Raw genomic sequence first — 10,559 nt, 5'->3', positions numbered from 1 at the left:
GGTTCCAGTGGTAGTACTCGGGGCGGTGCGTCATCAGCACGCGGTCCCAGTCGAACGAGCACGCATAGCGCTCCATCGAGGTGCGCTGCTGGACGATGTTGTCCTCTGTCCAGCCGGCCGGGTCCACGCCGCGCTTGATCGCCGCGTTCTCGGCGGGCAAGCCAAACGAGTCCCAGCCGATGGGGTGCAACACGTTGAAGCCCTTGAGCGTCCAGTACCGCGCGATCACGTCTCCCAGCGCGTACGCCTCCGCGTGGCCCATGTGAAGGTCGCCAGAGGGGTACGGGAACATGTCCAGCACGTACTTGGTCGGGCGCTCGTCGTCGGCGTCGGAGGACCGGAACGGCTGCTTGTCCGCCCACACCGGTTGCCACCGCTGCTCGATCGAGTGAAAGTCGTAGCGCGCGTCGTCCAGGGAAGTCTCGGGGGAAGTCACCCAAGGATTCTAGCGAGACAGGCGACAACGGCCGACGCTGGGGGCCTCAACCGAGCAGGGTAACCTTCACGGACACCTCGAGATTGCTCGTCGAACCGCCGAACACTCCGGTGAGCGGCGCGACGTCCCGATACTCGCGTGCGCGCGCCACGATCACGTGGTGGTCGCCTGCCTCCTTGTCGTTCGTCGGGTCGAAACCGAACCAGTCCCCCGTCCACCACTCAACCCACGCGTGGCTCTCGCCCCGCACCGTCTCACCGATCTCTGCGTCGGGCTTGGGGTGGAGGTAACCCGACACATAGCGCGCGGGGATGCCGATGCTTCGCAACGCGCCGATGGCGAGGTGGGCGAAGTCCTGACACACGCCCGACTTCTCGGACCAGGCATCACTCGCGAGGCTGTGAACGTGGGTCGATCCAGGAACGTAACGCATCTCGGAATTGAGGTAGTCACAAATCGCGCGGGCCGCGGCATCGGGCCCGCCCTTCGCCTTCTGCTCGCGCGCGAATTCCATGAGGTCCTCGCTCGGCTCCGTCGTGTTGGACGCGGCAAGGTATTCGGACAAGAGGTCTTGGAACATGGGGCCCTCGAGCGCGTCCCACCCCGCCCGGTCGGCCTTGTGCGTGACGGGAAGCACCTCGACCTGCGACGTGGCGGTGACGGACAGCGACGTGTGCGGCTCGGTGACCTCGAAGACCACCACCTCGGTCTCCCAATAGTCGCGATACGTGGACTTCCACGACAGCGGATGGATCTCAAGCTTGGACTCGAGCACGCGCTGGCGCGGCAGCCATGCTGGGGTCAGTCGCGCCTCGTTGTAGGAACTGGAGATCGGCTTCGCGTACGTGAATGTGGTGTTGTGGACCACCTTGAGGATGCTCACACCGCCTCCTGAGACCAGATCACGGTGGAAGACGGCAAGAAGAACCTGTCCCTGATGATGTCGGACGCCGACGCGCACGCCTGCTGCACCTGGCGCATTTGAGCGGGAAGGTCCGCCAGGATGTCGTCGATCGCCTGGTATTCGAGGTTGGTGCGGGCCCTGCCGAGCGCGAGTCGCGCCTGGTCGGTCAGCGAGTTGCGGGTCAGTCCAGGTTCGATGAGCGCGAGAGTGGTCTCCGCCTTATCCAGGTTGTAGGCGATCGACCGCGGGAAGAGCCTGTCGATGAGCAGGAACTCCGCCGCGCGCTCCTCGGTGACGAGCGACCTCACCGTGCGCAGGTATGCCTCGTGAGCGGAGCACGTGCGCAGCAGCGTGGTCCAATTGGGGCCGGTGGTGCCCGCAAGCGACTTGATCATGAGCAGCCGCGCGATCATGTCGGCACGCTCCAGCGATCGACCGAGCTCCATGAAGTTCCACGCGTCGTCGCGAGACGTGGTCGCGCTGTGGAGCCCCCACACCACGGCGGCGCGCTCGCGCACCCAGGTGAGGAAGTCGTGGGGCCGTGGCGTCCTGGATCGCGCGCCCAGTTGCATGTACGTGGTGTTGAGCGACTCCCACACCTCCGTGGAGATCACCTCGCGGGCGCGCCTGGCATTGTCGCGGGCCGCGCCGAGCGTGCCGGTGATCGAGGAGGACAGCTTGGGGTCTGTCGCCAGCGTCTTCAGCACGGTCTCGCGGGTCGCGGTTCCCGTGGTGGGAACGTGCATCACGGCCAGGAGGGAGGCATTGGTGGTCGGCTCGTCCACCCACGGGTCCTCAAGCAGCACGTTGAGATGCACGTCGAGCAGGCGTGCGGTGTTGTCGGCTCGCTCCACGTAGCGGCCAATCCAGAACAGCGACTCCGCAATCCGGCTCAGCATGGCGACCCCTGCTGTTGTTGCTGCATTTGCTGTTGACCGTGCACGTAGTCCTCTGGGTGCGCCGATTGCGGCACCGGGACCATGCCCGCGAACTCCACGCGCGACTCGGGCGTGGGCACGGAACCTCTGTGGCGCACGCCGCCAAGCACCCACGTGTCCTTCGAGCCGCCACCCTGCGAGGAGTTGACGATCAACTGACCCTTCTGGAGCGCGACCCTGGTCAGGCCGCCAGGGAGCACCCAGACGTCGTCGCCGTCGTTGATGGCGAACGGCCGCAGGTCAACGTGACGCGGCTCGAGCCCTTCAGCGGTGAGTGTTGGCACGGTGGACAGTTGAATAACGGGCTGGGCGATCCACCCGCGCGGGTCCTCAAGGATCTGGGCGCGCGCGGCGTCCAATTCGCTCTTGGAGGCAGCCGGACCGATCAGCACGCCCTTGCCGCCCGCGCCGTCCACCGGCTTGACCACCAGTTCCTTGAGGCGGTCCATCACCTCTGCGAGCGCCTCTGGCTCCTCGAGGCGCCACGTGTCCACATTGGGAAGGATTGGTTCCTCGCCCAAGTAGTAGCGGGTCAGCTCTGGCAAATAGGTGTAGATCAGTTTGTCGTCGGCCACGCCGTTGCCGATGGCGTTGGCGATCGTGACATTGCCCAGGCGTGCCGCGTGGATGATCCCAGGGGCTCCGAGCGCCGAGTCGGAGCGGAACACCACCGGGTCCAGGAATTCGTCGTCCACACGCCGGTAGATGACGTCCACCCTGCGCCGCCCCTGCGTCGTCCGCATGTAGACGCGGCCAGCGTGGGTCTCCAGGTCGCGGCCCTCGACCAGTTCCACTCCCATGGTGCGCGCCAGCAGCGAGTGCTCGTAGTACGCCGAGTTGAAGACGCCTGGGGACAGCACCACGATCGACGGGTCCTCGACGCCCTCTGGTGCGGCCTTGGCGAGCGCCGAACGCAAGCGCTGGCTGTACTCGAGCACTGGACGCACGCCCATGGCGCCAAAGAGGTCGGGGAACATCTGGCTCATGGCCCGGCGGTTGGACAACACGTAACTGACGCCTGAAGGCACGCGCACGTTGTCCTCCAGCACACGCCAGATGCCGTGTTGGTCGCGCACCAGGTCGATGCCCGCCACGTGCACGCGGACTCCATTGGCCGGATCGACTGCACCCACCACGCGGTGGAAGTACTGAGACGTGGTGATGAGGCGACGAGGAATGATGCCGTCTGTGACGCACCGCTGGGAGCCATAGACGTCGGCAAGGAACGCCTCGAGGGCGCGCACGCGTTGCGCGACGCCTGGCGAGATGATTTCCCATTCGTCAGCGCCCACCACGCGGGGGACGATGTCGAGCGGGAACGGCCGCTCCTCGCCCGCGTGGTCGAAGGTCACGCCTTGGGCGAGGTACGTGTTGGCGAGCGACTCCGCCCTGGCCTGGAGGTCCTCACCAGACATCTTGTCGATCTCGGAATAGACCTTCGCGTACGGGTCTCTCACCACGCCCTTGACGTCGACCGCCTCGTCCCACGCCGCCGCAGGCGAGTACCCGGTCCAGGGTGTCGAAGCGTCGGCGGCCATGCCCTCAGGGTATCTGCGTCATGTATCCGCTGCGTTTCGCTTTTCCGCGCACTTCCAGGCGTATCTTCCGCCCAAGCCCGCGCACTGCTAGTTTCTGCCTCATGGGAATCATCGAGAACGGGCTCGCTCCAGAAGAAGAACTGCTGCTTCACCGGCGCAAGCACTGGAAGACGATCATCGGCCCCATTCTCGTGGGGATCGTGAGCACGGGGGCCGCAGTCGCGCTCTACGTGCTGCTCCGCGGGTCGGACCTTGACGGCCTGTGGGCGTCGGTGCTGACGATTGCGCTTGGCGTGGTCTGGTTGGTGGCGTTCTCGTGGTGGACCATCGCACCGATGGTCAGGTGGGCGACCACCCACTTCGCCATCACGAACCGCCGGCTCATCTTCCGCACGGGAGTGTTCACCAAGACGGGAATCGACATCCCCATCGCGCGCATCAACTCGGTGCAGTTCCGTCACGAGTTGATCGACCGCTTCTTCCGCACCGGCACGCTCATAGTGGAGTCCGCGTCGGATGAGCCGCTCGAGTTCGACGACATCCCGCGAGTCGAGCAAGTCCACGCGATGCTGTACGACGAACTCAACGACCTCATCGACGGCGACGACAACCACTCCCGCAGCTAGTCGCGGCGGCGTGCGCGGGGCGCGCTACTCGCCCTCCTCAACAACCCACGGCGGCGCGTCCAGACGGCCCTCACGTTCCAGCTCGTCATACAGGTCGCCTGGAAGCACAAACAGTCCGGCCAGCGGGAAGTAGCCATCCTTGATCAGCATCCCGCCGCGCTCGGCAGTGTCCTTGGAGAACGTGAGCCCGTACACCACGTCCGAGACCGGGTCTTCACCCTGCGCCGGTTCATACAGGACGACGTCGTGAGGGTGGGCGTAGAAGACCACGAAGTTGTACCAACGGGTGCCCGTGCCGTCGTAGGAGACCACCGATCCCTCGGGCAAGAGGTCGATCTGCGCCTCGATTCCCCGAAGATTTCGAAGATAAGCCTCCGTGCGGTCAACGTGCGTCGCGTCGGTCGCGACGCTCAGCAACGGCCACATCAGGGCGAATATCAGGATCAACGCATCTTTGATCTGACCCGCCACGGCAACCAGTAGGGCGATGGCAACCGTTGCCGCCGCGAGCAGCACCCACGGTTGCGACATATCCGAGTATTGGTAGTCGTCGTTGAGCAGGTGCGCAATGCCAGTGACGTGGCCGTGGAGATAGGGCCCTCCTACGGGCATGTGGGGCACAGTCATCACCAAGAACAGGGCCGCCACCGCGCCCGACATGACCAGCGGAAACCACACGAGGATGCGCGACTTCACGCGCACCATGGTGGCGATGCCCACCACGACGGCCACGGTCACCACGTGGTCGAGATACCGTCCGTAGACCCACAGATCTAACCGCGCCACCTGGTCGACATCCGCCAGAGGGTTGAGTTGTATGGCAGCGAGCAGCAAGGTCGCGGCCAGGCTGGCCGGCACCAGCATCGCCGCGCCGTTGAGGCGACGCCGGCGGATCAACAGGCCGATTCCCACCACTGCCACGGCGGGCCAGGCCGCGGTGACGTACCAGGCCTGGCCGACCATGGTGCCCACGAACTCGCCCACTGACCGGTCGGAGAAGCCCTGTGACAGTGCGTCGAAACGTGCATCGTCACTCACGACCGCACCGACCGCCCAGCGGTAGAGGGCGTACGACGCGAGCGACACGCCGGCCATGACGGTGCCCGCGAGCCAGGCACTCGCGCCGTCTCTCCTGGTCCTGACGAGGAGCCACACGCCCACGACGGCCACCAACGCCACGGCCCGCCCGTGAACGAGGAATGTGGAGCCTCCCGCGACTCCCAGCACGACCGCGCGGCCTCGCGTCGGATTGTCGACGTAGCGTAAGGCGGCCAGGAACGTGGCTGCCGTGACCGCAAGGAGCAGGTGCTCCGCGAAGACGTAGTTGGACAACAGTGCCCTGGACGGCGCGGCCACCACGAGCGCCGCGATGATGACGGCGGCCGAGCGCGTCATCGCGAAACGACGCGCGATTGCGGCCAGCGGGATGATCGACACCATGGCCAACGCGACCACCACGCCGAGCGAGGCGTGGAACACCACGGTCGAATCGTTGGAGAACCACCACAACGGCGCCAACACGATGGCAAGACCGGGCATGTAGCCCGCGCTCAATAGCTCCCATGATGAGCCGCCCCGCGCAATGGCCTGGGCCTCAGCGAGCATCGTGATCTCGTCGCTTTGCAACATGATGGCAGCGGGTCCCCACGCCACCCAGATGTGGACCGCTGCGGCAACCGCCACGGCGGCAACCGCCAGCCACGGCGGTGGGTTCCATGCAAAGTCTGGCCGTCGCGCCACGAGTGCCTTCCGCAGGCGGCTTCGCGCTGGCAGCGTCGCGGTGGCGTCGCTGCGGCTCTGCGTCATGCGGCGAGCCTAGTCGCTCGTGATAGGGCGAACCCGTGCTCCCTCGCTACGCTGTCGACCATGAGCGCTGACACCGATCCCCTCTCCCCCGAATACGCAGCCAAGGTGGCCGAGGGCTACACGTTCAAGGGCGAGTCGATCACCATCGGCGCGTTGGTGCAGGGCGAGCAGGCGACCGAATCCGCGCAGATCCGGCTGCCGCTCAAGATGATGAATCGCCACGGCCTGGTCGCCGGCGCCACCGGCACGGGAAAGACCCGCACGCTGCAGGGCCTGGCCGAGTCGCTCTCCGATGCGGGGGTGCCGGTGTTCGTTACCGACATCAAGGGTGACCTGTCCGGCATGGCCGTCGAGGGCGAGCCCAAGGACTTCATCGACGAGCGCGCCGCCGACATCGGCCAGGAGTGGGCGCCCAAGGCCTATCCCCTCGAGTTCTACGCCCTAGGCGGCATCGGCAAGGGTGTGCCATTGCGCACCACCGTGACCGACTTTGGCCCGCTGCTGATGGCCAAGGTGCTGGGCCTCACCGACGTGCAGGAATCGGCGATGGGGCTGATCTTCCACTGGGCAGACACCAACGGCCTCGCGCTGCTCGACCTCAAGGACCTGCGCGCCGTCATCCAGTTTCTGAACTCCGACGAGGGCAAGCCGGAGCTCAAGGACATCGGCGGCGTCTCGTCGGCGACCGCGGGCGTGTTGCTGCGCGAAATCTCCAACCTCCAGGCTCAAGGCGCGGACGACTTCTTTGGCGAGCCCGCCTTCGACACGATGGACCTGCTGAAGACGGCCCCCGACGGGCGCGGCATCATCTCGTGCCTCGAACTGCCCGACCTCCAAGACCGCCCGCACCTGTTCTCCACGTTCATCATGTGGTTGCTCGCTGACTTGTTCGCGGACCTGCCAGAGGTGGGAGACCCGGACAAGCCTCGCCTCGTGTTCTTCTTTGATGAGGCGCACCTGCTGTTCACGGACGCGTCCAAGGACTTCCTCACCCAGGTCACCCAGACCGTGCGCCTGATCCGCTCCAAGGGCGTCGGCGTGTTCTTTGTGACCCAGACGCCCAAGGACGTCCCGGCCGACGTACTGGGCCAGTTGGGTTCGCGCGTCCAGCATGCGCTGCGCGCCTTCACACCGGACGACGCCACGGCCATGAAGGCGACGGCCCGCACCTTCCCGCACTCGCCCTACGACCTGGAAGAGGTGCTCACCACCATGGGCATCGGAGAGGCCGCCGTGACGGTGCTGAGTGACAAGGGCGCCCCCACGCCCGTCGCGTGGACCAGGCTGTGCGCGCCGCGAGGTTCCATGGACCCCGCGCCTGACGGCGTGATCGATGACGTGGTGAAGGCGAGCCCGCAAGCCGCGGCGTACGGCGAGGTGCTGGATCGCGAGAGCGCCTACGAGAAACTCGCGGAGAAGGCGGCAGCGCGGTCCGAGGCGGTCGAGGCCGCCGAGCAAGAGGCCGCCGAACAGGCTGAGAAGAAGGCCGACGCTCCCAAGGCCCGCTCGACGAGGCGGGAGAAGTCCGTGGTGGAGAAGGTGGTGACTTCGCAACCCGTCAAGACCTTTGCCCGCCAGGCGGGGCGCGAGGTGGGCCGCCAGATCCTGAGATCGGTGTTCGGGGTGCTCAAGCGCTAACTCACCCGCCACCTGCTACAACCAAACAGGACCGCACGCCCGTTGTCTGTGTAATGCGTGGCACACGCGTAGGTCACAAGGGCGGGGTGTAGTTCATGGGTTCGTGGAAGACGATGGTGGAAGAACTCGTGAGCGAGCGTTCGCCACGCCTGCTGAGCTACGCGACCGTGCTGGTGGGTTCGGTGACTGACGCGGAGGACCTGCTTCACGACGCCATCGTCAAGACCTTTGGGCGCGGCCGACGCTTCCCGCACGTCAACGCGGCCGAGCAGTACGTGCGCCGCACCATGCAGACGCTCGCGATCGATCGGCATCGGTCGCGGGCCGCATTCCACAGGGCGCTGGACCGCGAACCGGCACCAGCGGAGGGTCGCAGCCATGACCTCGACACCCCGCTCGACGTCGAATCGGCGCTGGCAATGCTCTCGCCCCGCGAGCGCGTGTGCGTGATGATGCGCTTCTACGACGACATGACCACGGCGGCCATCGCCTCTCAATTGGGCCTGGCCGATGGCACGGTCAAGCGCTACCTCAGCAATGCCTACGAGAAACTCGCACCGGTGTTGCGCCTCAACGAAGACTGGTCCGAGTCGCCCGACAGGGTCTCGGTCACATCCAAAGGAGAACGACCATGAGCACCACCATGCATGAACTCTTGACGTCAGCTGTGGCGAACCGCGAGCGCTCTCTTGACGAGGGCCACTCGTTCGCCCGCGAACACGGCGCTCCTGTCCGGCGTGCCATCCAAACCCGCAGAGTGGCGACCTATGCGGGTACCGGCACGGTGGCGACCCTCGCGACCCTTGGCACGATCTACGGGTTCCAAGCGTGGTCTGCCGGCGCAACCAATCCGGCTGGCGGGGTTCCATCAACGCCTGATGAGGCGACGACGCTGATTCAATCCAACAAGGTGACCACCACGCTCGTGCCGGTTCCGATCGACGAGTCCGTGTACGGCCCCACCGCCACCGACAGGCTCTACGTCTACTACGCCACTAGGGGTGGGGAGGAGATGGTTCCTTTCCCGCCCTCGGGGATCTATTACCCGGGCATCGACGATGTGGCCGCCGACGCGTTCATCGTGACCATCAATGGCGGCCTCGACGGGTATGACCTCGAAGGGCCGAATGCAGACCGCGAGTTCATCGGCGCGTTTTCCATGGTCTCCGATCAAGGCGACCTCGTCGGCGAAAGAAGCAACGCCATCGGGCCCATCATGTGGGAGAACATCGGCCACGTGTCCTCCACCACCGAGTGGGGCGTGCGCTACTACCTGGTCGACGGGCGGCTGGTCTCCGTGGGCGACGGCGAGGCAAACCCCAACGCCGTCGAAGTGGTCGCGATGTTTGAACCGCCCGCCGGGAGTTAGCGCACGGGTCCGGCCACGGACGAGACGAGGGAGCCGCAGAGCGCAGATGCGCCTCTATAGTGGGATTCATGACGCAATTGCGGATCTCGGAGGCTGCGGCGCTCGTCGGCGTGAGTGACGACACCCTGCGTCGGTGGGTGAAGTCCCACGGCATCGCCACCACCACGGACGACGCTGGGCGTGCCACGGTCTCTGGCGCCGACCTTGCTACCTACGCCGGTAGGTCAGAGCCGCCCGCCGGCGGCTCGGACGTCCTCACATCGGCCCGCAACCGATTCGTCGGCCTGGTGACGGCCATCAAGGCCGACACCGTCATGGCCCAGGTGGACCTGCAGTGCGGTCCGTTCAGGGTGGTCTCTCTCATGAGTTCGGAGGCGGTGAGAGAGCTCGGACTCGAGGTGGGGTCCGTAGCGACGGCCGTGGTCAAGGCCACGACTGTGATGGTCGAGGCCACCCCGCCAGCGGCCAGATGACAGGGCGCGTGGCCCTGCTCGCGTGCGCCGCCGCGCTCTTGATGTCGGCGTGCGGTGGGACAGCGGACGGCAACCCTCCACCGGTGGATGAAATCACGGTGGCGGCGGCGAGCGATCTGCGCCCGGCATTCGAGGAGCTCGGCGCAACGTTTGAGGCCGAAACCGGCACCAAGGTCACCTTCTCGTTCGGGTCATCGGGGCAGCTTCGCGAGCAAATTCTGGGCGGCGCGCCCTTTGATCTGTTCGCCTCGGCAAACGTCGAGTTCGTAGACGACGTGATCGAGGGCGGTCGAGGCGTCGCAACCACCAAGGCGGACTATGCGTCCGGGCGCATCGTGTTGTGGGCCCCAACGGGCGTCGCACTCCCCCGCTCGATCGAGGACCTGACGGAACAGCAGTACCGGCGGCTGGTGATCGCGAACCCAGAGCACGCGCCGTACGGCCTCGCCGCACAGCAGGCGCTCGAGTCTGCGGGAGTCTACGAGCAGGTTCAGTCCCGGCTCGTGTACGGGGAGAACATCTCTGACACGTTCCGCATCGCGCAGTCCGGTAACGCCGACGTGGGCATCGTGGCACTCTCGCTGTCCATCGCCGACGGGAGCGACTACACGCTCATCCCCTCAGAGCTTCATGAGCCGCTCGAGCAGGCCCTCGTGGTCACGTCGACGGGTGCTCGTGGAGACGCCGCGACGGCGTTCGCCGAGCTGATCGGCTCGCCGGAGGGCCGCGAAGTGATGGCCAGGTACGGCTTCGCGCTACCCGGCGAGACGCCAGAGACGCAGGGCTGAGACCGTGGACGACTGGTCGCCGCTGTGGCTTTCGCTGTGGGTG

The 10,559-nt window shown here is 66.1% G+C and carries 11 protein-coding genes; 6 read left to right on the top strand and 5 right to left on the bottom strand.

From position 1 onward, the window contains the following. The 4 genes from QZZ33_RS10515 to QZZ33_RS10500 all read right to left on the bottom strand — a co-directional run. Positions 1 to 436: class I tRNA ligase family protein (locus QZZ33_RS10515; protein ID WP_291379957.1), on the bottom strand; the 436-nt coding region annotated here is incomplete at its 3' end. 46 nt (positions 437 to 482) lie between these two features. Then, positions 483 to 1,319: a transglutaminase family protein gene (locus QZZ33_RS10510; RefSeq protein WP_291379956.1), complete on the bottom strand. Its 837-nt coding sequence runs from the start codon at positions 1,317 to 1,319 to the stop codon at positions 483 to 485. Continuing rightward, positions 1,316 to 2,239 carry an alpha-E domain-containing protein gene (locus QZZ33_RS10505; protein WP_291379954.1) on the bottom strand — a complete coding sequence of 308 codons (924 nt, stop codon included), beginning with the start codon at positions 2,237 to 2,239 and terminating at the stop codon, positions 1,316 to 1,318. Before QZZ33_RS10505 ends, QZZ33_RS10510 begins: the two co-directional genes overlap by 4 nt. Further along, the gene (locus QZZ33_RS10500) at positions 2,233 to 3,816 is read right to left on the bottom strand and encodes a circularly permuted type 2 ATP-grasp protein (RefSeq protein ID WP_291379952.1); all 1,584 of its coding nucleotides are present in this window, start codon (positions 3,814 to 3,816) and stop codon (positions 2,233 to 2,235) included. Before QZZ33_RS10500 ends, QZZ33_RS10505 begins: the two co-directional genes overlap by 7 nt. 101 nt (positions 3,817 to 3,917) lie before the next feature. On the opposite strand from QZZ33_RS10500, the gene QZZ33_RS10495 reads away from it, so the two are divergent. Continuing rightward, the gene (locus QZZ33_RS10495; protein WP_291379950.1) at positions 3,918 to 4,442 is read left to right on the top strand and encodes a PH domain-containing protein; all 525 of its coding nucleotides are present in this window, start codon (positions 3,918 to 3,920) and stop codon (positions 4,440 to 4,442) included. Positions 4,443 to 4,466: 24 nt separating this feature from the next. Here QZZ33_RS10495 and QZZ33_RS10490 read toward each other — a convergent pair whose 3' ends face one another. Further along, positions 4,467 to 6,248, bottom strand: a complete 1,782-nt coding sequence (locus QZZ33_RS10490; RefSeq protein WP_291379949.1) for a hypothetical protein — start codon at positions 6,246 to 6,248, stop codon at positions 4,467 to 4,469. 60 nt (positions 6,249 to 6,308) lie between these two features. Here QZZ33_RS10490 and QZZ33_RS10485 point away from each other — a divergent pair, with 60 nt between their 5' ends. The 5 genes from QZZ33_RS10485 to modA all read left to right on the top strand — a co-directional run bounded on the left by QZZ33_RS10485 (position 6,309) and on the right by modA (position 10,516). Next, positions 6,309 to 7,886: a helicase HerA-like domain-containing protein gene (locus QZZ33_RS10485; protein WP_291379947.1), complete on the top strand. Its 1,578-nt coding sequence runs from the start codon at positions 6,309 to 6,311 to the stop codon at positions 7,884 to 7,886. Positions 7,887 to 7,981: 95 nt separating this feature from the next. Next, on the top strand, positions 7,982 to 8,521 hold the full coding sequence (locus QZZ33_RS10480; RefSeq protein WP_291379945.1) for a sigma-70 family RNA polymerase sigma factor: 540 nt from the start codon (positions 7,982 to 7,984) through the stop codon (positions 8,519 to 8,521). Then, positions 8,518 to 9,255: a hypothetical protein gene (locus QZZ33_RS10475; protein WP_291379944.1), complete on the top strand. Its 738-nt coding sequence runs from the start codon at positions 8,518 to 8,520 to the stop codon at positions 9,253 to 9,255. The genes QZZ33_RS10480 and QZZ33_RS10475 overlap by 4 nt, the downstream gene beginning before the upstream one ends. A gap of 68 nt (positions 9,256 to 9,323) precedes the next feature. Continuing rightward, positions 9,324 to 9,728 carry a TOBE domain-containing protein gene (locus QZZ33_RS10470; RefSeq protein WP_291379942.1) on the top strand — a complete coding sequence of 135 codons (405 nt, stop codon included), beginning with the start codon at positions 9,324 to 9,326 and terminating at the stop codon, positions 9,726 to 9,728. A gap of 83 nt (positions 9,729 to 9,811) precedes the next feature. Continuing rightward, entirely contained in the window at positions 9,812 to 10,516 is a 705-nt protein-coding gene (gene modA, locus QZZ33_RS10465) for a molybdate ABC transporter substrate-binding protein (RefSeq protein ID WP_291379940.1), read from the top strand. Positions 10,517 to 10,559: the final 43 nt, after the last annotated feature.

Source organism: Demequina sp., assembly GCF_016278775.1.
Taxonomy (GTDB): Bacteria; Actinomycetota; Actinomycetes; order Actinomycetales; family Demequinaceae; genus Demequina.
The sequence above is the reverse complement of the archived record's forward strand: the minus strand, read 5'-3'. Positions and strand labels throughout refer to the sequence as shown.

Coding starts and splice junctions, on each gene's coding strand:
- QZZ33_RS10495 (WP_291379950.1), top strand. CDS start 3,918: ATGGGAATCATCGAGAACGGGCTCGCTCCAGAAGAAGAACTGCTGCTT.
- QZZ33_RS10490 (WP_291379949.1), bottom strand. CDS start 6,248: ATGACGCAGAGCCGCAGCGACGCCACCGCGACGCTGCCAGCGCGAAGC.
- QZZ33_RS10480 (WP_291379945.1), top strand. CDS start 7,982: ATGGGTTCGTGGAAGACGATGGTGGAAGAACTCGTGAGCGAGCGTTCG.
- QZZ33_RS10485 (WP_291379947.1), top strand. CDS start 6,309: ATGAGCGCTGACACCGATCCCCTCTCCCCCGAATACGCAGCCAAGGTG.
- QZZ33_RS10500 (WP_291379952.1), bottom strand. CDS start 3,816: ATGGCCGCCGACGCTTCGACACCCTGGACCGGGTACTCGCCTGCGGCG.
- QZZ33_RS10475 (WP_291379944.1), top strand. CDS start 8,518: ATGAGCACCACCATGCATGAACTCTTGACGTCAGCTGTGGCGAACCGC.
- QZZ33_RS10505 (WP_291379954.1), bottom strand. CDS start 2,239: ATGCTGAGCCGGATTGCGGAGTCGCTGTTCTGGATTGGCCGCTACGTG.
- QZZ33_RS10470 (WP_291379942.1), top strand. CDS start 9,324: ATGACGCAATTGCGGATCTCGGAGGCTGCGGCGCTCGTCGGCGTGAGT.